This is a genomic window from Chryseobacterium contaminans, from assembly GCF_001684955.1.
GTDB lineage: Bacteria > Bacteroidota > Bacteroidia > Flavobacteriales > Weeksellaceae > Chryseobacterium > Chryseobacterium contaminans.
Genome location: NZ_MAYF01000318.1, coordinates 1 through 21,608, shown reverse-complemented (window position 1 = coordinate 21,608; position 21,608 = coordinate 1). Strand labels below are relative to the sequence as shown.

At 35.2% G+C, this 21,608-nt stretch carries 20 protein-coding genes and 1 pseudogene; 13 read left to right on the top strand and 8 right to left on the bottom strand.

Annotated features, from left to right (window positions below):
* Positions 1-6: 6 nt before the first annotated feature.
* Entirely contained in the window at positions 7-1,647 is a 1,641-nt protein-coding gene (locus tag BBH99_RS16765) for a S41 family peptidase (RefSeq protein ID WP_066698283.1), read from the bottom strand.
* Between the two features lie 250 nt (positions 1,648-1,897).
* Between BBH99_RS16765 and BBH99_RS16760 the strand changes: the two genes are divergently transcribed.
* From BBH99_RS16760 to BBH99_RS16725, 8 genes are all read left to right on the top strand, one after another.
* The gene (locus BBH99_RS16760; protein ID WP_066698281.1) at positions 1,898-3,124 is read left to right on the top strand and encodes an HD domain-containing protein; all 1,227 of its coding nucleotides are present in this window, start codon (positions 1,898-1,900) and stop codon (positions 3,122-3,124) included.
* A 71-nt stretch (positions 3,125-3,195) separates the two neighbouring features.
* Positions 3,196-4,227 carry a UDP-3-O-(3-hydroxymyristoyl)glucosamine N-acyltransferase gene (gene lpxD, locus BBH99_RS16755; RefSeq protein ID WP_066698279.1) on the top strand — a complete coding sequence of 344 codons (1,032 nt, stop codon included), beginning with the start codon at positions 3,196-3,198 and terminating at the stop codon, positions 4,225-4,227.
* A complete protein-coding gene (locus tag BBH99_RS16750) occupies positions 4,220-5,617 on the top strand; it encodes a bifunctional UDP-3-O-[3-hydroxymyristoyl] N-acetylglucosamine deacetylase/3-hydroxyacyl-ACP dehydratase (protein ID WP_066698276.1) in 1,398 nt (465 codons plus the stop codon). Before lpxD ends, BBH99_RS16750 begins: the two co-directional genes overlap by 8 nt.
* Complete coding sequence (lpxA, locus tag BBH99_RS16745; protein WP_066698273.1) at positions 5,618-6,412, top strand: acyl-ACP--UDP-N-acetylglucosamine O-acyltransferase; 795 nt, start codon at positions 5,618-5,620, stop codon at positions 6,410-6,412.
* 31 nt (positions 6,413-6,443) lie between these two features.
* Positions 6,444-7,010: an elongation factor P gene (gene efp, locus BBH99_RS16740; protein ID WP_065398948.1), complete on the top strand. Its 567-nt coding sequence runs from the start codon at positions 6,444-6,446 to the stop codon at positions 7,008-7,010.
* Between the two features lie 67 nt (positions 7,011-7,077).
* Positions 7,078-7,980 carry a UDP-3-O-(3-hydroxymyristoyl)glucosamine N-acyltransferase gene (locus BBH99_RS16735; RefSeq protein ID WP_066698261.1) on the top strand — a complete coding sequence of 301 codons (903 nt, stop codon included), beginning with the start codon at positions 7,078-7,080 and terminating at the stop codon, positions 7,978-7,980.
* Between the two features lie 90 nt (positions 7,981-8,070).
* Positions 8,071-8,943, top strand: coding sequence for a succinate--CoA ligase subunit alpha (gene sucD, locus BBH99_RS16730; protein WP_066698256.1), 873 nt, complete (start codon positions 8,071-8,073; stop codon positions 8,941-8,943).
* Positions 8,944-8,959: 16 nt separating this feature from the next.
* Positions 8,960-9,631 (top strand): porin family protein, encoded by a 672-nt coding sequence (locus tag BBH99_RS16725; protein ID WP_066698250.1) that lies wholly within the window; start codon positions 8,960-8,962, stop codon positions 9,629-9,631.
* A 348-nt stretch (positions 9,632-9,979) separates the two neighbouring features.
* Here the strand turns inward: BBH99_RS16725 and BBH99_RS16720 are convergent, their stop codons facing one another.
* The 3 genes from BBH99_RS16720 to BBH99_RS16710 form a co-directional block, all read right to left on the bottom strand.
* Complete coding sequence (locus BBH99_RS16720; protein WP_066698248.1) at positions 9,980-11,290, bottom strand: ABC transporter permease; 1,311 nt, start codon at positions 11,288-11,290, stop codon at positions 9,980-9,982.
* 4 nt (positions 11,291-11,294) lie between these two features.
* Positions 11,295-12,206, bottom strand: coding sequence for an ABC transporter ATP-binding protein (locus BBH99_RS16715; RefSeq protein WP_066698246.1), 912 nt, complete (start codon positions 12,204-12,206; stop codon positions 11,295-11,297).
* A gap of 105 nt (positions 12,207-12,311) precedes the next feature.
* Entirely contained in the window at positions 12,312-12,662 is a 351-nt protein-coding gene (locus BBH99_RS16710) for a T9SS type A sorting domain-containing protein (RefSeq protein ID WP_066698243.1), read from the bottom strand.
* 118 nt (positions 12,663-12,780) lie between these two features.
* Here BBH99_RS16710 and hemB point away from each other — a divergent pair, with 118 nt between their 5' ends.
* Both hemB and BBH99_RS16700 read left to right on the top strand, forming a co-directional pair.
* Positions 12,781-13,770 carry a porphobilinogen synthase gene (gene hemB, locus BBH99_RS16705; protein ID WP_066698240.1) on the top strand — a complete coding sequence of 330 codons (990 nt, stop codon included), beginning with the start codon at positions 12,781-12,783 and terminating at the stop codon, positions 13,768-13,770.
* 293 nt (positions 13,771-14,063) lie between these two features.
* On the top strand, positions 14,064-15,578 hold the full coding sequence (locus BBH99_RS16700) for a hypothetical protein (protein WP_066698238.1): 1,515 nt from the start codon (positions 14,064-14,066) through the stop codon (positions 15,576-15,578).
* A gap of 106 nt (positions 15,579-15,684) precedes the next feature.
* Here the strand turns inward: BBH99_RS16700 and BBH99_RS22145 are convergent, their stop codons facing one another.
* A complete protein-coding gene (locus tag BBH99_RS22145; RefSeq protein ID WP_123873203.1) occupies positions 15,685-15,861 on the bottom strand; it encodes a bacteriocin in 177 nt (58 codons plus the stop codon).
* 66 nt (positions 15,862-15,927) lie between these two features.
* Positions 15,928-16,224, bottom strand: coding sequence for a TM2 domain-containing protein (locus BBH99_RS16695; protein ID WP_066698237.1), 297 nt, complete (start codon positions 16,222-16,224; stop codon positions 15,928-15,930).
* A gap of 153 nt (positions 16,225-16,377) precedes the next feature.
* Between BBH99_RS16695 and lptB the strand changes: the two are divergent.
* Both lptB and BBH99_RS16685 read left to right on the top strand, forming a co-directional pair.
* A pseudogene (gene lptB, locus BBH99_RS16690) lies at positions 16,378-17,103 on the top strand (LPS export ABC transporter ATP-binding protein); the annotation flags it as partial.
* 503 nt (positions 17,104-17,606) lie between these two features.
* Positions 17,607-19,334: an ABC transporter ATP-binding protein gene (locus BBH99_RS16685; protein ID WP_066698287.1), complete on the top strand. Its 1,728-nt coding sequence runs from the start codon at positions 17,607-17,609 to the stop codon at positions 19,332-19,334.
* A 52-nt stretch (positions 19,335-19,386) separates the two neighbouring features.
* On the opposite strand, the gene BBH99_RS16680 is transcribed toward BBH99_RS16685, so the two are convergent.
* Both BBH99_RS16680 and BBH99_RS16675 read right to left on the bottom strand, forming a co-directional pair.
* The gene (locus tag BBH99_RS16680) at positions 19,387-19,851 is read right to left on the bottom strand and encodes a carboxymuconolactone decarboxylase family protein (RefSeq protein WP_066698235.1); all 465 of its coding nucleotides are present in this window, start codon (positions 19,849-19,851) and stop codon (positions 19,387-19,389) included.
* 170 nt (positions 19,852-20,021) lie between these two features.
* Complete coding sequence (locus BBH99_RS16675) at positions 20,022-20,702, bottom strand: Crp/Fnr family transcriptional regulator (protein WP_066698233.1); 681 nt, start codon at positions 20,700-20,702, stop codon at positions 20,022-20,024.
* Between BBH99_RS16675 and BBH99_RS16670 the strand changes: the two genes are divergently transcribed.
* On the top strand, positions 20,691-21,608 hold a 918-nt coding region (locus BBH99_RS16670), incomplete at its 3' end, for a helix-turn-helix transcriptional regulator (protein WP_066698231.1). The two genes, BBH99_RS16675 and BBH99_RS16670, sit on opposite strands and share 12 nt — an antisense overlap.

The window sequence follows — 21,608 nt, the reverse complement described above, 5'->3', positions numbered from 1 at the left end:
TAGGTTTCAATTCTTATTTTTTATATACATCAAGGCCCTTTCCAAAACTTCATCTTTTTCATTTTTTATTCCTTCTACAGTAGGTTTTATAAGGATATCCGGAATGATTCCGATTCTTTGGGTTTCCCTTCCATCCGGATAATAAGCCCCAAGGCCAGTAAAGCAAGTATCTAAGTCTGCAATTTTAAACCTGATAATATCTCCGTTAGCTCCGGAAGTATTGCTGCCAATTATTTTGGACTTTGGGTGTTGTTTAAACATCATGGTGGTAGTTTCCGCCTGACTTTGGGTGTTCTCGTCTACCAACACGATGACATTTCCTTTATAGTAATCGGGATTTTTTCTGCCAATATTGTTCTTCCTGCTATAAAATTTTCCGGGATAGGTGGTTTCCGGGAAATTAAACTGATAATAAACAGTAGCCTGTGGAAGCAGTAATTCACTTAAAGGGATGATGGTAAGCTTGGGGTAATTTCTAAGATCAAAAATGATAGATTCCGAGAACTTCAGATTTCTGTACATTTCATTTACCTCATCTTTAGCAAGGATTCCCATATTAACATAACCTATTTTCTTTTCTGCATCCAGAAATTTCCATCTTTGAGGTATGGGTGATTTCTTTACAATAATATCCTTCACAAAATAAGTTTTAGCAGTTACCTCCATATTCTGTCCGTTTCTTTCTAACTTAACAGAAAGCGAATCATTATTACTGAAAAGAAGTTTACTTTTTATCTTATTCACTTTTCCCCACGAGTTAGAAGCAGGAACATATTTTCCAAGGCTGTTAACCGTTTGCGGAATTGTTTTTCCGTTCACATCATAAATAACATCACCAATATTGAATGGTGTTTTCTCATGAAACCGGTTGTCATGAATCTTTGTAATGACCAACTTTCCTTCTGCATAAGAATATTCTACAGGAAGCTTTCTGTTTCCATACAAATGAAGACTAATTAGCGGTGAGGAAATGAAGGCGTGTGAATCATCAGTTTTTGCTACCAGTTCAGCTAAAGTCAGCTGGTAATCTTTATCATTATTAATATTGAGAAATTTGGGAAGCATTTCCGTAAGAACATCATTCCAGTTTTGATCCGTTTCATATTTATAAGGGAAAAAATACTCTACGTAATTCCAATATCGGAATAATTCTAATAAGCTGATCTGTTTGGAAGTGAAAGTTGGTCCATAAGAGCTTTCATTCCTGAAAAATATTTTTCTTCCTCCTTTTCCTATATAATGATGGTTGATAATATTCCTGTTGTTTTCAATGTAATGAAGTTTTTGAGAAAAGGATGGAGTAAAGATGTCAGAATTGTCTATCCAACTCAGATCAAAGTTTTTCAGAAAGTAAGTTTTATCGGTTTCCTGTGAACATTCTGAACATTCATTAACTTTACCAAGGCTTGCAATCCAATTAGAATATAAATTATTCAATGCTGTTTTATCATTGATCCTGTCTAGCTCATTGATCTTTTTGAACAATTGCTGATCCCAATTCAGATTGCCTTTGGCTACCTCAGGATGATAATATTTTAAAAATCCCCAAACTCTGCACAGGGATTCCAGTTTTTGATTTTCAGATAAGATCTGTGCGGAAAGATGCAGACTTAAGAATAGAAAAATAAAAAGAGAATATTTTCTCATCAAAAAGAATTGGGTTTTTCTCAAAGATAAGTGATTAATACAAGAACTGCAAAGGTTTTTTGATGAATTATTTGTGGCGGGTAACTGGGAATTACTTTGGATTTATTATTAAAAATTAATAAAAGGCTTGATTATTTTTATACATAATAAACTTCCATCCACTCTCTTCCAGCGTCCAGCCTTTTAATACTAATTTAATCCTCTCTCAAAATTAAAATCCCTAACTTTGTTTACTCATATAGACGTTCCAATGCAGAATAAGCTTAAAATTATCAACGATCCTGTTCATGGATTTATCAAAATTCCTCATGAAATTTTATTTGATATTATTGAACATCCTTATTTTCAAAGATTAAGAAGGATCGGGCAAACAGGTCTCTTGAATCTGATTTTTCCCGGGGCAACCCATACCAGGTTTCATCATGCCTTGGGAGCCATGCACCTGATGTTTACAGCTTTGGAAACTTTAAAGCAGAAAGGGGTTAAGATTTCCGAAGAAGAGGAAAAAGGCGCAATGTTGGCTATTTTAATGCATGATATAGGGCACGGACCATTTTCTCATGCTCTGGAAAATATGCTGATGGACGACTGGCATCACGAAAAGCTTTCTTTATTGCTGATGAATAAGCTGAACGAAGAATTTAACGGTCAGTTATCCATGGCCATTGAAATGTTCCAGGGAAAATACCATAGAAAGTTCTTTAATCAGCTGATCTCATCCCAGTTGGATGTTGATAGGTTGGATTATTTGAAAAGAGACAGCTTTTTTACAGGAGTATCGGAAGGAAATATTAACACCCAGAGAATTATTTCCATGATGAATGTATGTGAAGAAGGTGAACTGGTAATTGATGCAAAAGGAATTTACTCTATAGAAAACTTTTTAACGGCCAGAATGTTCATGTACTGGCAGGTATATTATCATAAAACATCTGCATTGGCAGAATTTCTGTTGGTAAAGATTTTAGAAAGGGCAAAATATCTTATCTCTCAGGGGATTGAACTTCCGGCAACGGAAAATCTGAAATATTTTCTATACCGTGGAAAGAGTACTGCAACGGATGAAGATATAGAAAGATTCACCAAGTTAGATGATAATGACGTGATCCAGGCTATGAAAGAATGGCAGAATTCTAATGATTTTGTGCTGTCGTATTGGTGTAAAAGTGTTATTCAGAGAAACCTTCCGAAGACTATTATTTCATCACATCCTTTTGACCAGAAGATTGTTGAAGAAAAAATAAAAATTACCAATGAATTTTTTGGAATTGATAACGGAAAAGAATTGGTTCATGAAATTAAAAGAAAGCTTTTACCTTACGATACGGAAAAGCAACCGATTTATTTATTGCAGAAAAATGGTAAGAGAATGAAGCTTCATGAGTCGGAAGATCAGCTTTTATCGGGGTTGATGGTCAATAAAACAACTCGATATATCCTTATGTTTCCAAGAGATATTTCCCGTTTAGATTCTTAAATAATATTAAAATTTACGATCTGAAACCAAAAAATGTTTGCAAATTATAGAATTTCTTATCTTTGCAGAATATGGAATTCACAGCTTCGCAAATTGCAAGTTTTATTGACGGAAAAATAATAGGTGATGAGAATGCACTTATTACAGGGGTTTCTCCAATTGAAAATGGGGAATCAGGACATCTTTCTTTTATAGCACAAGATCGGTTTTCTCATTTTTTAGATACCTCAAAATGCTCCGTAATCATTGTTTCGGAAAAACTTCTGAATAAAAATAGTTATAACCCAACCTTAATTGTAGTAAAAGATGCCTATTTATCTTTTCAGATCCTGATGAACTTATATCAGGAGATGAGAGGACGAAAAGAAGGTATAGAAGATGGATCGTCCATCCATGATTCAGCTGTGATAGGTGATCAAGTTTATATAGGAGCATTTACCTATGTTTCTGAAAAAGCTAAGATCGGTGAAGGGTCACAAATTTATCCACATGTATATATTGGTAAAGGAGTAAAAATTGGTAAAAACTGTAAAATAGACAGTGGAGCCAGAATTTACGATTACTGTATCATTGGAGATAATTGTGTTATTCATTCTAATACAGTGGTAGGAGGCGATGGTTTTGGCTTTCAGCCTACAGCTGAAGGATTCAAAAAGATTCCGCAGCTTGGAAACGTAATCATTGAAGATGATGTAGAAATTGGTTCAAACTGTAGTATAGACAGAGCAACCATTGGTTCTACCATTATAGGAAAAGGAACAAAAATTGATAATCTGATCCAGATTGCACACAATGTGAAAATTGGTCAGAATAATGTCATTGCAGCACAAGCAGGAATTGCAGGATCTACTACTATCGGAGACTGGAATCAAATTGGAGGCCAGGTAGGAGTTGTAGGACATATCAAAATCGGAAACCAGGTTAAAATTCAGGCTCAGAGTGGTGTGAATTCTAGTGTTAACGATAGAGAGACCTTATATGGTTCACCGGCAATCAGCTACAATGACTATTTAAGAAGCTATGTTCATTTCAGAAATTTACCTGGAATAGTCAACAGAATAAATAATCTTGAGAATAACTCAAAAGATAATACTAATGAGTGATATGCAAAAAACGCTTCAGGAAGAGGTAACACTTTCTGGAATAGGCCTTCATACTGGTAAAGAAGTAAAACTTACCATCAAACCCGCAAAGGAAAATACGGGATTTGTATTTGTAAGAACCGATTTAGAGGGACATCCTCAGGTTGAAGCTGATGTTAATTATGTAGTAGCAACAGAAAGAGGTACAACATTAGAAAAGCTTGGCGTAAAAATCACTACCTGTGAGCACCTTTTAGCAGCTTTGGTAGGTTGTGATATTGACAATGCAATATTGGAAATGGACGCTTCCGAGCCTCCTATTTTAGATGGATCTTCAAAATATTTTGTAGAAGCTATCGAAAGTGTAGGAGTAGTAGACCAGAATGTTGCCAGAGAATATCTGGTAGTGAAAGAAGTTCTTACCTACAGTGATCCGGCTACAGGTTCAGAAATCACCATTATTCCTTCAGATACTTACGAAGTAACTACTATGGTAGATTTTGGAACTAAAGTATTAGGAACCCAAAATGCTACCCTTAAAAATATTTCCGAATTTAAAGACGAAATCTCTTCTGCAAGAACATTCAGCTTCTTACATGAATTGGAGATGCTTTTAGATCACGGATTGATCAAAGGAGGAGATATCTCCAACGCGATCGTTTATGTAGACAAGGATCTTACTCCGGAAACTACAGAAAAATTGAAAAAAGCCTTTGGAAAGGATAACGTATCCATCAGACCAAACGGTATTCTGGACAATCTTAACCTTAATTACCCTAACGAAGCTGCAAGACATAAATTACTTGATGTAATTGGTGATTTAGCGTTGGCAGGAGTGAAAATTAAAGGTAAAGTTATTGCCAACAAACCAGGACATTTCGTAAATACTCAGTTTGCGAAAAAATTAAATCGTCAGTGGAAATTGCAGAAAAAGAAAAACGTTCCGGATTTTGATTTAACAAAAGAACCGGTATTTGATATCAACGGAATTATGAAGCTTATGCCTCACAGACCTCCGTTCTTATTAATTGATAAAGTTCTTGAACTTTCAGATTCTCACGTGGTAGGATTGAAGAATGTAACAATGAACGAGCCTTTCTTCGTAGGGCATTTTCCGAAAGAGCCTGTAATGCCGGGAGTTCTTCAGGTGGAAGCATTAGCTCAAACAGGAGGTATTCTTGTATTGGCAAGCGTTCCGGATCCTGAAAACTATTCTACTTATTTTATCAAGATTGATAAAGTAAAATTCAAGAGAAAAGTAATTCCGGGAGATACCCTTATCTTCAAAATTGAATTGATAGAGCCTATCAGAAGAGGTATTGTACACATGCAGGGATACGGATATGTTGGAGATACAGTGGCAGTAGAAGCAGAGCTTATGGCTCAAGTTGCAAAAAATAAAGTTGATTAAATGATTCATCAATTAGCAGCCGTAGATAAACGTGCGAAAATCAGCAAAAATGTAGTTGTAGAACCTTTTACTACAATTGCAGGGGACGTAGAAATAGGAGAAGGAACATGGATTGGTCCCAATGTTACCATCATGGATGGAGCCAGAATTGGAAAAGATTGTAAGATTTTTCCCGGTACTGTAATTTCTGCAATTCCTCAGGACTTAAAGTTCGATGGCGAAGATACACAGACTATTATTGGAGACAATACAACACTAAGAGAATGTGTAACAGTAAATAGAGGAACAAAGGCGTTAGGATATACAAAAGTAGGAAGCAACTGCCTTATCATGGCCACTTCCCATGTTGCTCATGACTGCATTATAGGTGATAATGTGATTATCGCCAATGGATGTGGTATTGCAGGGCATGTAGAAATCGGTGACTTTACCGTAATGGGAGGTTTATCGGCAGTACAGCAGTTTGGTAAAATTGGAAAACATACGATGATATCAGGAGGATCATTAATCAGAAAAGATATTCCACCTTATGTTAAAGTAGCAAGAGATCCAATTTCCTATGCAGGAATTAATTCTGTTGGTTTAAGAAGAAGAGGTTTTTCCAATGAAAAGATTTTCGAAATTCAAAAGATCTACAGAGCTATTTTCCAGATGAAAATGAACGTTTCCCAGGCGTTAACTTACATCGAAAAAGAAATGTTGCCTACTGCTGAAAGAGATGAAATTCTTCAGTTTATCCAAAACTCTCCAAGAGGTATTGTGAAAGGATACGGAACAAGTAAAGAAAGCAACTAAAAACTAAGTAAAAAGATAATATATATATTTAATGGCAACAAGTAACGATATCAAAAAAGGGCTTTGCATCGAGTATAGCAATGATATTTATAAAGTAATTGAGTTCCTTCACGTAAAACCAGGAAAAGGACCTGCTTTCGTAAGAACAAAATTAAAGTCAGTAACTAACGGGAAAGTAATTGATAACACTTTTTCTGCAGGACACAAAATTGATGAAGTAAAAGTAATCACTAGAAAGTTCCAGTATCTTTATGATGATGAAAACGGATTCCACTTCATGAATAACGAAGATTTTTCTCAGTTATATATTAATAAAGAAATGATTGAAAACGCTCAGTTTATGAAAGCTGGTGAAGAAGTAACCATCATTTTAAAAGAAGCTGATGAAACTCCACTTTCTGCTGAACTTCCACAATCTGTATATCTGGATGTTATTGAAGCTGATCCGGGTGTAAAAGGAAATACTGCAACCAACGCTCTTAAAAACGCAATCGTTGAAACAGGAGCAAGAGTAATGGTTCCTTTGTTCATTGAACCGGGAGACAGAATTAAAGTAAGTACTGAAGACGGTAGCTACTTAGAAAGAGTAAAAGAATAAATAAAATTTACATAAATTCGGTTTGCATTAGCAGTCCGAATTTTGTTTTATAAGAAAATCTATTGTTATGAGATTCCATTCTCCGCAAAAGCTTAAAACGATTGCAGATTTGATAGGCTCAAAATTTGTTGGCCCGGAAGATTTTGAAGTATTGGGAACCAATGAAATTCATATGGTAAAACCTGGTGATATCGTTTTTGTGAACCATCCCAAATATTATGATAAGGCACTAAATTCTGCTGCTACCATTATTTTGATTGATAAAGAAGTAGATTGCCCAGAAGGCAAGGCACTCTTGGTTTCTGATGACCCTTTCAGAGACTTTAATAAGATCAATACTCACTTTACAAGAATTTACAATTTTACAGAACAACTTCACGATGTTGAAATTGGAGAGGGCACAAAAATCCACTCCTCTGCAGTAATCGGGAATAATGTGAAAATTGGAAAAAATACTTTAATTTTCCCAAATGTAGTGATTGGTGACAGAACCGTCATCGGTGATAATGTAATCATTCAATCCAATACCGTATTAGGAGGGGATGCTTTCTATTACAGAAAACTAAACGGGAATTTTGACCGCCTGATTTCTGTAGGAAATGTAGTGATTGAAAATAATGTGGAAATAGGAAATGGATGTACTATTGACAGGGGAGTTACAGATTCTACAGTGATTGGAGAAGGTTCTGTTCTGGATAATCAGATTCAGATAGGACATGATACAATCATCGGAAAGAGATGTTTAATAGCCTCTCAGGTTGGAATTGCCGGTTGCTGCGTGATTGGAGATGAAGTAACCTTATGGGGACAGGTGGGTATTGCTTCCGGAAATACAATTGAGAGCGGATCCGTACTTTTGGGAAAAACCGGAGTGAACAGAGACCTTGAAAAAGGAACCTATATCGGAATGTTTGCTGAAGATTTCAAGACTTACCTGAAAAAAGAAGTAAAACTGAGAAATCTCAAATAAACAATTCCAAAGGTTTTGTCTAAAATCAAAGAAATTTGAGTAAATTTGTGAGCATTAATAAAATAATAAATAAATTAAAACAACAATAAAATGTCAATTTTAGTAAACAAAGATTCTAAAGTAATTGTACAAGGATTTACAGGGAACGAAGGTACTTTCCATGCTAGCCAGATGATTGAATACGGAACTAACGTAGTAGGTGGTGTTACTCCAGGAAAAGGAGGAAGCGAGCACCTAGGAAAGCCGGTATTCAACACAGTAGCTGACGCTGTTGAAAAAGCAGGAGCAAACGTAAGTATTATTTTCGTACCACCGGCATTTGCAGCAGACGCTATCATGGAAGCTGCTGAAGCAGGGATCAAAGTAATTGTATGTATTACTGAAGGTATTCCTGTAGCTGATATGGTAAAAGTAAAATCTTATATCGCTGACAGAGACTGCAGATTAATCGGACCAAACTGCCCTGGAATCATTACTTCTGAAGAAGCTAAAATTGGTATTATGCCAGGTTTCGTTTTCAAAAAAGGTAAAGTAGGTATCGTTTCAAAATCAGGTACCCTTACTTACGAAGCTGCTGATCAGGTAGTAAGAGCAGGTTACGGTATTTCTACAGCTATCGGTATCGGTGGTGACCCAATTATCGGAACTACTACAAGAGAAGCTTTGGAATTATTCATTAACGATCCTGAAACTGAAGCGGTTGTAATGATTGGTGAAATTGGTGGTGGATTAGAAGCTGAGGCTGCCAGATGGTACAAAGCTAGTGGATCTACTAAGCCGGTTGTAGGATTTATCGCTGGACAAACAGCTCCAAAAGGAAGAACAATGGGACACGCTGGTGCCATCGTAGGTGGTGCAGAAGATACTGCTCAGGCAAAAATGGAGATCATGAGAGAGAATGGTATCAACGTTGTTGATTCTCCTGCTGATATCGGTGCTACTGTAGCGAAAGTTCTAGGATAATATAAAACCAAACAATATGAAAAAACTTTTATTAACCTCAGCTTTAGCCCTTTCTGCTTTATCCTTTGCACAAGTGCAGTGGAAGAATACAAGATTCGGGGTTACAGCAGGATTAAACTATTCCAGAGTATCTAATGCCCATAATCCTTCAGGCCCAAGATACACCTTTCAGGGTGGAGCTTTGGCTTTAATTCCCGTAGGAAAGGCAAACCAGTTTTTTATCCAGCCAGAAGTTCTATACTATGGTGCAGGAGAGACAGGTAAAGATAGTGATGCCAAGAATGTTGATGGTTATAACGCAGTATATGCTAATAACTATCTAAGCGTACCACTTTATTTTAAAGGGTACTTTTCGGAAGCAGAATCTGAATTCTTTGGATTATTGGGACCTAGATTTAACTTTTTGCTAAGCCAAAATGTTAAGGATGTTCCTGCAAAAAGACCTTACTATGATCCGGATGTTACTGATCCTTCACAGCCTTCAGGGGTGAATGGAAAAGCAAACAGCTTTAACTGGGGAATAGGTTTAGGAGTAGGATATAGCTATAAAAGACAACTTGAAATAGCTGTAAAATATGACTTAGGTCTTGGAGATACTTATCCTGGCCTTAAAAAAGAAGTCAAAGGGACTGATAAGAAAAAGTCTGAACAGGTAATAGCTCTTACCTTAAGCTATATATTCAAATAAATTATTTTATTCAGAATATCCATATAAAATCCCGGAAAGTAATTTCCGGGATTTTTTTCGATTTAAAAATGCCGGAAGATTATTATTGGTATATCTTCATAGTACTAAGAATTGTGATAAACCAATGATGAAACTATGAGATTATTCTTCCGCTTAAAAAGAATCAATGCAATTGATTCCATCTTTGCTTCCTTAAAATGTATACATAAGGATGCTAAAACTTTGCGTCAAATTTAAATATCTCTCTATACTCAGTAATTGAGAAGAAATGATTTTATAAAAAGAAAAAGAGCAAATTCACAGATCTGCAAATTTGCCCTTTTTAAGTTTTATTTTTAGCTTTTTGAACTAGCCTTTAATCCACTTCCAAAGCTCTTTTAAAGTAGCTTTATTTCCGTACATCAAAATTCCCACACGGTAAATTTTTCCGGCAAGAAATATCATAAAGACAGTTGTTGCCAGTAACAGTACTATAGATAAAGCAATCTGCCATGCCGGAACTCCGAATGGTATTCTGGCAATCATGGCCACCGGTGAAGTGAATGGAATAATAGATAACCAGAAGCCCATTGGACCGTCAGGGTTATTCATTAATGAGAAGCTTCCATACATTCCCAGAGTTAATGGTAAGATTGCAAATAAAGTGAACTGCTGGGTTTCCGTTTCATTATCTACTGCAGAACCAATAGCGGCATAAATAGAGCTGTAGAAAATATATCCTAAAAGAAAGAAAACAATGAATACAAAAATAATCAGTGGGAAATTCAGTTCCAATAAACTATGGGAAATCTGGGTCGCAAGCTGTGTCATATCCAGTTTACTTGCAATTTGCTCGTTAGCACCCGGAACATTCTGTTGAAGGGGAGAAAATCCTGTGTTTAAAACCAAGGCTCCAATCACAGACATGGTGATCCAGATCAGAAACTGGGTAAGTGCAACCATTGTCACCCCAAGAATTTTACCCATCATCAGTTCAAAAGGTTTTACCGAAGAAATAATGATCTCCACAACACGGTTGTTTTTTTCCTCAAGAACACTTCGCATTACCCTTACTCCATAAATAATGATGAACATGAAGGTAACATACATCAAAACCATGCTAAGTCCAGATTTAACGCCAAAAGTAAGGTCAGAATCTTCCTTGTTGTTATCTGCTACATTAATTGTTTTCAGACTGAAACTCTTATCAAGATCATTCAGTTGGGTTTCCTGAATGCCTAATTGTTTTATTTTTTCCTTTTTAACAACATTGGTAATATCAGAAATGATTTTTTGCTTGGTATCAAACCCCATTTTACTGTTGATAACCAATCTTGCTCCTGTTTCAAGTTCTTCGTAATTCTGGCCTTTTAATTCAGGTAAAATTAGGATTCCGTCCAGGGATTCATTTCCTTTTAAATTATTGATTTTAGACTTTTCATCCGCTGCAGAAACAAATACATAATTCAGCTTATCATTGGATTGAAGTTGGTTAGTGAATAATCCACTCTTGTCTACAACCTCAATAATACTGTGTGATTCATTGGCTTTAAACATTAATCCGATCACTGCACCAAAAGCAATAATCATAACAGGGGCCAATAAAGTCAATATGATAAAGGATTTTTTCTTAACCTGTGTAAGAAACTCCCTCTTTGTAATTAAAAAAATATTTTTCATAAAATTAAGAATGGTTACTTACGGCATTAATAAATACCTCATTCATACTAGGGATTCTTTCGTCAAATGATCTTACTTTTCCTACATGCACAAGATCAAGAAGGATGTTATTCTGATCTGCTTCATTTTTCAGGTCAAAAGAAACCAGGCTGTTTTCATTGGAGAAGTTGAAGATCTCATATTTATTTCTGAAGCTTTCCAGCTGTTCGTTGTTTACTTCAGAAAGGGTAATTCCAAAAATATTTTTCTTAAATTTTTCCCTTACATCGAAAACCCTACCATCAATAATCTTCTTGGAGTTGTTAATCAATGCCACATAATCACACATTTCTTCTACACTTTCCATTCTGTGGGTAGAAAGAATGATGGTGGTTCCGTTGTTTTTAAGATCAATGATCTGGTCTTTGATTAGGTTAGCATTTACAGGATCGAAACCTGAGAAAGGTTCATCAAGGATTAAAAGATGAGGCCTGTGAAGTACGGTTACTACAAACTGTATCTTTTGGGCCATCCCTTTAGATAGTTCAGAAAGTTTTTTCTTCCACCATTGATCAATATTCAGTTTTTCAAACCATTTTTTTGCTTCATTCAGGGCATCATTTTTACTCATTCCTTTCAGTTCCCCAAAATACAGGATCTGATCGCCAACACTCATATTTTTATATAACCCTCTTTCTTCAGGCATATAACCGATGTCTTTAATATGGCTTGGATTCAGCTTTTGTCCATTAATTAGGATCTCTCCGGAGTCAGCCTGGGTAATTTGGTTAATGATACGGATGAATGAGGTTTTTCCGGCCCCGTTGGGCCCTAAAAGTCCGTAGATACTTCCTTTAGGAACATGGATGCTGAAATCATCCAGTGCGACCTTTTTTCCGGCATTATAGGTCTTTTTAATATGTTCAGCTTTTAGCATTAAGTTATTTTTTTACAATTAGTAGAAAAAAGTGCTTAAAGTTACGGAAATATTAAACGAGATTGGTATAAAAGAAAAAATCCTGATGATTATCAGGATCTTAATTTATTGTTTCACGATTTGAGTAACTTTTTGTGTGTTGTCGCTCAAAATATAACGGATCAGATATTTTCCGGGTTTTAATTTTTCAATATTAATCTCTCCGGAATTCATATTGACTGTATAATTGGCAACCTGCATACCCAAAATAGAATAAAAGGTCACACTTTTGATTCTTAAAGAAGAATCTTTTGCCTTAATAATAAGGAAATCCTTTGCAGGATTTGGATAGGCAAGCAAAACCCCATCATCTGCTTTCTGAGCGATGGAACCCGGCTCTCTAAGCTGAGCTTGTAAATTGTTGGAAAATCCAACAAAAGTGCCTACAAATAAAAATAAAAGTAAAAATTTTTTCATCAAACTTATAATTTCTCGAATATATATAACAAATATAAAAAAATCTACAATTTTATACAATAGTTTTTTGTATAACTTATAGTAAATTTGTAGAAACTTATTCAAAAAGTATTCCAAAATGATACATTCAAGAAATAGAAGACTTAGAGTTAATGAATCTATCAGAAGTTTGGTAAGAGAAAATGTGCTTACAACTGATGATTTTGTAATGCCGATCTTCGTAATGGAGGGCGAAAACATGCAGGAACCGATCCCGTCGATGCCGGGAATTTTCAGGCGAAGCATAGATTTAACAGTAAAAGAATGTAAGGAATTATTTTCTTTAGGCGTAAAAGCTGTCAATTTGTACATGAAGGTATCTGAAAACCTGAAAGATAATACAGGAAAAGAAGCTTGGAACAAAAACGGATTGATGCAGAATACCATCAAAGCAATTAAAGATGCTGTTCCGGGGATGGTGGTAATGCCGGATGTTGCTTTAGATCCTTATTCCATTTATGGGCATGACGGGATTATCGAAAACGGAAAAATCTTAAATGATGCTACCAATGAGGCATTGGCTAAAATGTCAGTATCTCATGCCGAAGCAGGGGCAGACCTTGTGGCACCAAGCGATATGATGGATGGCAGAGTACAGGTAATTCGTGAAGCATTGGAACAAAGCGGATTTACAGATGTGGGTATCGTAAGCTACGCTGCAAAATATGCGAGTTCTTTCTACGGACCTTTCAGAAGTGCTTTAGACAGTGCTCCAAAAGAAAATGTTGAAATTCCGAAAGATAAAAAAACATATCAGATGGACTTCCACAACTCTCGTGAAGCGTTGAACGAAGTATTTAAAGATATTGATGAAGGAGCGGATATTATTATGATTAAACCGGGACTTCCTTATCTGGACATCGTTTCCAAAGTACGAGAAGCGATTGATCTTCCGATTGCTGTTTATAACGTAAGTGGAGAATATGCAATGGTGAAAGCAGCAGTTCAGAACGGTTGGCTGGATAATGATAAAACCATTATTGAAAATCTTACATGTTTCAAAAGGGCAGGTGCAGATATGATCTTCACTTATTTTGCTAAAGAAGCGGCAATGATTTTGAATAAATAAAAGAACTTCAAATACATTTATATATAGACTGTCATTAAGGCAGTCTATTTTTTTATGATTGGTAAATAAGAGTTTTTGAAATGTTTATTGTTACTGCTTATTACTGGCTTTTTGAAACAGCTATTGACTCTATTATTAAATTTTATTATCATTGCATAGGGTTTTAACACTCAATATGAGGGATTTTTATCAGTTTCTTTTGAATTTTAGACTGAAAACAATACAAAATAAATACTTTTTCAATCTGGATTTTAATCTCTTTTTGTGTTTCCGGATTAAATATTTTAAAGTCAATGAATATCACTTTTAAAGAGTATTATAGAAAACCTTTGCAATATGTATTGGTAATTTTGTCTGTAATATATCTTTGCTTTATATGTGTTTATAGTGTAGATCAATTTGACCAGGGGTTTATTCCTTCCATGATAGGAAGGTTACAGCAAGGACAGGAAATGTATAAGGATTTTGATTATATCCGTCCTTTTTTTACCTTGATATTTTGGGATTGTCTGCTTAAATGGATTCCTTCTACTTCAGCATATTTTATTCTGATATGCAGGGTATTATTTGTTATCCAATGTTTCGCCACTACGCTGATTTTTCAAAAACTACTTTTTAATAAAATCAGATATGAGATCAGTTTTCTTTTCGTGATTTGTTTTATACAGACATTTCCCATTATGCCATGGCATACTGTAGACGGTATATTTTTCGGAGCAGTCTCACTTTATTTTTATAAGAGAAAATGGCTGTTGAGTACATTGGTTTTTTTAGGAATAACAGCACTCACCAAACAGTCTTTTTTTGTTTTCAGTTTTGGCGTATTTCTTTTTGTATGTAAAGATCTGTTTATCAATCGAACATTGAATAAAAAGGATGTTGTCCTATCCGGAGCCTCACTTTTATTACTGATTTTTGCTGTTTTTCAGTATCACATTATCGAAAATTTTGTTTCATTCTGGAATTTTGTTTTTAATACTTCAATAGCATCAAGTTTTTATGATAGCAGTATTGCTCCCTATTTGTTCAAAAGCAAATGGCAGTCTGCACTTCTGCTCGGTTGTTTAGTTGCTATTTATTTCGTTAAGATTAAGAAGGAAATCTTTGAATATATTGTATTAATCCTGTTCCCTGTTCTTATTCTTTATCCGTTATTGAATAATGGAATGTATGTGGGGATTAACACCTTATTTTTATTTTTAATTATCCTGTTTTTTAAATATTCTCCAGATGAGAGAGAAGTATTCTTTTTATTATTTTTAGGTTGGGCCTCTACAATATCATGGGGAGCCAATATTCCTACCTTCTTTGTATTCATTCTGATGATTAAGTTTCTGGAGGATAAAAATCGTTTCTTTTTGGGGTTATGGTTAATTTCATTAAGTGCATTTTTCCTGTTAAGATTGAAATATCCTTATTTTTCTGAGAGTATATTATCTTCCCGCCATGTATTAACAAAAGATATTCCTGCTGTTTCCGGATTATTAATGTCTGAAAAAGAATATGAATACATTATAGAAGCAAAAAATTTAGAAAAAGAGTATCCGAATATTATTTTTCTACCAGGATCTCCTCTTCTAGACGTTATCAACGGAAAATATATAAACAGGGCATCCTGGGAAATGGATGTAGAATATCCGACATGGAAAACTGACCTGTACAAACTTAATGCTAATGTATTTGCTGTAGATGAAAAAAGGTTTACCCTTTTAAAAGATAGTTTTTACAAGAGTACATTTACAGTTGAAATAATGAAAAAGAAAAGAATCATTAAGAAAACAAAACACTTCATTGTGTATGGGGAGTAAAGATGATTAAAAAAAATCAATTAAAATTTATACTGATTAATTTGAAAAAATAAAAAAGCGGTCTCACTGAGGCCGCTTTTTATGACTTACTTGGAAGTGATTTTTATTAAGTTCTTTGACAAAAAGGATCTTCAGGACGTATTGGATTGTCGGGATGGTCTAGAAGACAAATTTTTGCTGGACATAGATACCATCCCGGAAAGCAGTTTCCATTTTTATCAGGATAGGTATAATAATAACCTCCTTTGATTTGTTTTAAATCTTTTTTTGTTAATTTTTTCATGGTGAATATTTTTATTAATTAGTTACTCTAATTTAATAAAATATATCACATAGTTTTGATATTTAATTATAACCAAGGTTTTCTTCCATGAACATAAGTGTCATCAAACTGTCTGTCATCCATACAAAGATAAATGATACCTTCAATAAAAGGAATAATAGAAGCAACACCACAGGTAACTATGTTCAGTACCAATTGGATAATTCCTTCTTTAGTATACCCAAGATAAAACTTATTTAAAGCCAGCCAGCCTACAAGAATCCCCAATAGAGCTGCAGGAAGTTTTTTTTCTGAACGGTAAGGAATATTCGTCTGTTGTTGGTTTCCTGTATTATCATTCTTTGTGTAACCGTAATTTTCCATTTCTTAGTATTTGTAATTGATTGATATTTTTTGGAATAAGTAGTTTAAAATCAGTAAAAGTTACATAATCATAGCGTGAATAGGTTTAGAGTTTTGGATAAACAAAGCTTATCTTGATATCAACTGAGTTGATATTTTTGATATATTTGCCCTATGATTTTACGCGGAGAAAACTTAATCAAAGAATACGGTCCTAAAAAAGTTGTAAAAGGCGTTTCTGTACAGGTTCAGCAGGGAGAAATTGTTGGTTTGCTTGGTCCCAACGGAGCAGGAAAAACTACATCGTTTTATATGATCGTAGGGTTGGTTAAGCCTACCTCAGGGAAAATCTTTCTGGATAAACAGGAGATTACTACGGATGCCATGTACCGAAGAGCCCAAAAAGGAATCGGATATCTGGCGCAGGAAGCTTCCGTTTTCAGAAAACTGTCTGTAGAGGAAAACATCATGGGGGTATTGCAGCTTACAAAACTTTCCAAACGTGAACAGCAGATCAAATGTGATGAACTGATCGAGGAGTTTTCTTTACAGCATGTTCGTAAAAACAGGGGAGACCTTCTTTCCGGAGGAGAGAGGCGTAGAACTGAGATTGCCCGCTGTCTAGCTACAAGTCCAAACTTTATCCTTCTGGATGAACCTTTTGCGGGGGTAGACCCTATTGCAGTAGAAGATATTCAAAAGATCGTAAGAAGTCTTGTAGATAAAAATATCGGGATTCTGATTACCGATCACAACGTGCAGCAGACCCTTGCCATTACCAACAAAACGTATATTATGTTTGAAGGAAAGATCCTTAAAGAAGGTCTTCCGGAAGACTTAGCGAATGATCCACAGGTAAGAGAAGCTTATCTTGGAGAAAACTTCGTATATCAAAGCATTTTAGATAAACCAAAGAAGAAAAAATATGCCTACAATATCTGGGCGGGTAACTTTGATTCAAAAGCTCAGCTTCAAGGGTTTGTAGATGAAAACTTCAAAGAATATGATGATCTTAGATTGATGTATGGTTTTGAAGATATCAGTTTTGCTTCATTAGCCAATTCAGAGATTGAGCATATCTTTAACGAAGTAGTGGATAAAAATGCAAATAATTCATTTGTTTTCCAGAAAAAGGAAATTAATTCACAATATTCTCTGGAACAGGCAGAGGCTGATTCTAAAAAAGTAAGCCAGCCGGAGCTTCATTATCTTACAACGTATATGTATGAAGGATAAAATTTAAACAATTAATAGTTAAAAATAATAATAAAGACGTACCTTTTCTTTTCGAAACGGTACGTTTTTCAGTTTAAATAATTCCTATGGCAAAACCCTTCAACAGAACAGTTACTTTATTCGGGATTTATCAACAGCTTGTTCCATTTATAAGACCTTACCGATTAATGATTTATGGAACACTGTTTCTTACTTTTCTTGGAGCATTGGCAGCACAGGTGAACCCGATTGTCCTTAAATATACCGTAGATGAGGTTACGAAACTTACTCATCTTCCGCATCCTATGACAGAGGGCATTCATATCCTTATCATCATTTCCATTATTTTATTGGGAAAAGAATTGCTGAATATTTTTATCAACTTTGGGCAGAAATTTTATGGGGAAAAAATCAGGATCAATGTAAGTTCTGTGCTGGCCCAGTCTGCCATTGATAAAATCTTAACCTACCGCGTAGCTTACTTTAACGATGAAAACCATGAATCCGGAAAATTACAGATAAGGATTGACCGCGGAATTGAAAGCTTAACAAAACTTGTCCAGAATTTTTTCATTGATATTCTTCCTCTTTTTTCCAATGCCATCATTGCACTCATCATTATGTATATGCAGAATGTGTATGTAGGATTGGTTTCTACGATTATTGTTCCGATCTATTTTTACATAAGCTCTCTACAGGCAAAAAAATTAAGCGGAGTTCGCCGGCAGCTCAGAAACCAGCGAGAGAAGAAAACTTCAGGTCTTTTGAATCTGGTGAATTCTATTATGGTGATTAAAAGTTTTGTCCGTGAAAAATTTGAAGGCAAAAAACAGTATGATCTCCAGATGCAGCTGATGGAAAGCCAGATGTTCACAAGAAGGACTAACTTTATTTATGATGGATTAAAGACTTTCATTGAACAGTTTGGAGTGGTACTGATTATTCTTCTTACAGTATATCTTGTACTTGATCAGCAGATGACCATTGGAGCGATTATGCTTCATATTATGCTGTTCAACAACGTTTCAGCACCCATCCGTCAGTTGCACAGGATTTATGATGATATGAATGATGCTATGATCTATGCAGAAGGGTATTTTGATATTCTTAATGCCGATAATGAAACAGAACCGAACGGAAATTTCGTGGAGAAGAAAATCAAAGGAACTTTTGAGCTTAAAAATATAAACTTTACTTATCCAAACGGGACACAGGCTTTACATGATGTTTCCATGAAAATTGAAAATGGGAAAACAACTGCATTGGTAGGGTTAAGCGGAGCCGGAAAATCAACAATCATTAACCTTCTGTGCAAGTTTTATCTGCCGGATTCCGGAGAAATTCTGCTGGACGGAGTGAATTTAAATGAATATGATAATACATTTCTGAGAAGCGATCTTGGATTGGTTCTTCAGAAAAACCATATTTTTCAGGGAAGCATTGAAGACAATATTCGATATGGTGATATGAATGCCAGCTTTGAGGAAATTCAGGAAGCTGCTAAAAAAGCATATCTTCACGATCAGATCATGGATCTTCCTACCGGCTATCAGCATGATGCTACTCAGCTTTCAGGAGGACAACAACAAAGAATTGCCATTGCAAGACTGTTTCTGAAAAATCCACCAATCATATTCCTGGATGAACCTACAGCAAGTCTGGATGCCATTGCCACAGAACAGATCAAAAATTCTCTGGATGCCATCAAAGAGGGCAGAACTGTTATCATTATTTCCCATTCATTATCTCAGATCCTGGATTCGGATACGATCTATGTGATGAAGAAAGGAAGAGTGGTAGAGAATGGTACTCATGATGAGCTTTACAACAAGGAAGGTACCTACCATGAAATTTTTGATGCCTCAGCACGAAGTTTAAATCTCGATAAACTGGTGAATACTTTTAAAGAAAATTAAAATAAAAAACCTCAGCTCATTAAGCTGAGTTTTTTTATCTCATAAACATTATTTAATGTACTTTTTCAGGAACCTGATAAGCTCCGACATTTGCTCCGAAAGCAATATTTATTCTGTTGTAGCTATTAATTGTAATGATTGCCATCGTTAAATCTACCATTTCAGTTTCAGAAAAATGATGACTTACATGAGAATAAATAGCATCAGGGATTTCCTTGCCGTTTAAAGCTGTTAAGCTTTCAGCCCAAAGTAACCCGGCTTTTTCTTTATCTGTATAAAATGAACATTCCCGCCATGCACTTACCAGATATATTCTTTGTTCCGTTTCACCTTTTGCTCTGAGTTCTTTAGAATGCATATCCAGGCAAAAAGCACATCCGTTCATTTGAGAAACCCGAAAATAAAGCAGTTCTAAAAATTGATTGTCCAATGAAGAGTTCTGTACCTGAACTCCCATGTTATTAAGTGCATTTACAGCTTTGCTTCCGATTGCGAATGCATTGATTTTTTGTGACATAATATTTGTTTTTTTTGATTAATTATGTGACAAATGTAGAAGAGAATATTTCAGTTTTTTTTTACAAATGATAAATAATATATAGAAAGATTTTTGAATCTGGAGGGTAGAAGTTACTATTAGGTAGATGATATATTCAGTCTTTATAACTTCCTTCTTCCAGCATCCTTTTAAAGTCTTTGTGCCCTGATTCGGCTTAAAGAAACCTGAGTGATTCCAATATAGTCAGCAAGATCACCAAGACTGATACGCTGGATAAGCCCTGGATTCTGTTTCATGAAATTATAATATCGTTTTTTCCCGTCGTCTTCTAACATCTCACTAATTCTTCCCATCATATTGACAGGGGCTTTTGAATAGAGCTTACTGAAAAGAGTTTCGGCAGTGTGATACTTTTTGCATAATTCCATAATAATGTCTCTATGAATACGAAGAACTTCAGTGTGCTCTAAGGCTACAATCATATATTTTGACGGCTTACCCGTAAGAAAGCCGCTCAGCTCAGCAAAAAAAGCATTTTCAGCAAAAAAGGTCATAATAAAATCTTTATCCCCATTGTCAAAAAACAGTTTAACTAACCCTTTTTCAATAAAATAAAAATATTTGCAGGTTTCATCTGCTTTTAATAAAAAATCTCCCTTTCTGTAAGTTTTAGATTCCAGGTGGGTCAATAGTTCTTTCATTACAGATTCTTCCGGGATCAAAATTTTTTCAATAGCTTGAATAAAACGGGAGTGATGCATAAAACTGATTTGTTTTGTGAAAATTAAAATTAATGAAAAACCTTCTACATTTATAAACTGTACTTCAAAAAAGAATTTTAGCTTTGCTATAGCAATATGAATGATCATTATTTAAAAAAACTCGACCGCGTAACGGCCATTCTTACTCAGCTGCAGTCTAAACCTGTAGTAAGGGCTCAGGATCTGGCTGAAAAATTTGATGTGAGTGTAAGAACCATTTACCGGGATGTAAAAACGCTGGAAAATGCAGGTATTCCAATCATAGGGGAAGCCGGGAATGGCTATTCGTTGATGGATGGCTATAAGCTGCCACCGGTGATGTTTACTAAAGAAGAGGTTCTGAGTTTTATTACTGCCGAAAAGCTGATGCAGAAGTTCTCTCATCAGAGTTTGGGAGGTCATTATCAGACGGCGATGGAAAAGGTTCGTTCTGTGTTGAGGTATTCAGATAAAAATCTGATCCAGAATATTGAAAAGCAGATTGATGTTTTTAATTTCCATAGTCAGCAGAAAGAGGAAGACTCATTAAAGAATGTAATTCCTATTATTCTGGAGAGTATTGCTGAGAAAACACAGCTGAATATTGAATATCAAACAGTAGATTCAAGAGTAACCAACAGAACCATTGAAGCCGTTGGGATTTTCTTTGAATTCAATTTCTGGTATATCATGGCCTACTGTACACTGAGAAAAGATTTCAGACAGTTTAGAGTAGACCGAATTTTGCAGATTTTCAAAACGCAGACTCCTTTTTTGCAGGAATACGGACAGATTAATGATTACAGAAAGTCACAAGGAAATAAAGTTAAAGCCAAACTTTTGGTAGATAAAAAAATAATGGCACATCTTGTTAATTCTAAAAAATACTATGGCCTGGTTGAAGAAATAGAAACCGATCATGGGATGGAGCTGACTTTTGAAACAGAATGGATCAACGATGGATTTCCTCGCTGGGTAATCACGTTTGCAGATTATGCTACTATTCTTGAACCGGAGAGCCTTCGGGTAAGAATG

Excerpts from the sequence above, each read along its gene's own strand:
- BBH99_RS16715 (WP_066698246.1), bottom strand. The coding sequence starts at position 12,206 with ATGCTAAAAGCTGAACATATTAAAAAGACCTATAATGCCGGAAAAAAG.
- lpxD (WP_066698279.1), top strand. The coding sequence starts at position 3,196 with ATGGAATTCACAGCTTCGCAAATTGCAAGTTTTATTGACGGAAAAATA.
- BBH99_RS16685 (WP_066698287.1), top strand. The coding sequence starts at position 17,607 with ATGATTTATGGAACACTGTTTCTTACTTTTCTTGGAGCATTGGCAGCA.
- sucD (WP_066698256.1), top strand. The coding sequence starts at position 8,071 with ATGTCAATTTTAGTAAACAAAGATTCTAAAGTAATTGTACAAGGATTT.
- BBH99_RS16680 (WP_066698235.1), bottom strand. The coding sequence starts at position 19,851 with ATGTCACAAAAAATCAATGCATTCGCAATCGGAAGCAAAGCTGTAAAT.
- BBH99_RS16760 (WP_066698281.1), top strand. The coding sequence starts at position 1,898 with ATGCAGAATAAGCTTAAAATTATCAACGATCCTGTTCATGGATTTATC.
- BBH99_RS16725 (WP_066698250.1), top strand. The coding sequence starts at position 8,960 with ATGAAAAAACTTTTATTAACCTCAGCTTTAGCCCTTTCTGCTTTATCC.
- BBH99_RS22145 (WP_123873203.1), bottom strand. The coding sequence starts at position 15,861 with ATGAAAAAATTAACAAAAAAAGATTTAAAACAAATCAAAGGAGGTTAT.
- BBH99_RS16710 (WP_066698243.1), bottom strand. The coding sequence starts at position 12,662 with ATGAAAAAATTTTTACTTTTATTTTTATTTGTAGGCACTTTTGTTGGA.
- BBH99_RS16700 (WP_066698238.1), top strand. The coding sequence starts at position 14,064 with ATGAATATCACTTTTAAAGAGTATTATAGAAAACCTTTGCAATATGTA.
- BBH99_RS16695 (WP_066698237.1), bottom strand. The coding sequence starts at position 16,224 with ATGGAAAATTACGGTTACACAAAGAATGATAATACAGGAAACCAACAA.
- BBH99_RS16750 (WP_066698276.1), top strand. The coding sequence starts at position 4,220 with ATGAGTGATATGCAAAAAACGCTTCAGGAAGAGGTAACACTTTCTGGA.
- BBH99_RS16765 (WP_066698283.1), bottom strand. The coding sequence starts at position 1,647 with ATGAGAAAATATTCTCTTTTTATTTTTCTATTCTTAAGTCTGCATCTT.
- BBH99_RS16735 (WP_066698261.1), top strand. The coding sequence starts at position 7,078 with ATGAGATTCCATTCTCCGCAAAAGCTTAAAACGATTGCAGATTTGATA.
- hemB (WP_066698240.1), top strand. The coding sequence starts at position 12,781 with ATGATACATTCAAGAAATAGAAGACTTAGAGTTAATGAATCTATCAGA.
- BBH99_RS16720 (WP_066698248.1), bottom strand. The coding sequence starts at position 11,290 with ATGAAAAATATTTTTTTAATTACAAAGAGGGAGTTTCTTACACAGGTT.
- BBH99_RS16675 (WP_066698233.1), bottom strand. The coding sequence starts at position 20,702 with ATGATCATTCATATTGCTATAGCAAAGCTAAAATTCTTTTTTGAAGTA.
- efp (WP_065398948.1), top strand. The coding sequence starts at position 6,444 with ATGGCAACAAGTAACGATATCAAAAAAGGGCTTTGCATCGAGTATAGC.
- lpxA (WP_066698273.1), top strand. The coding sequence starts at position 5,618 with ATGATTCATCAATTAGCAGCCGTAGATAAACGTGCGAAAATCAGCAAA.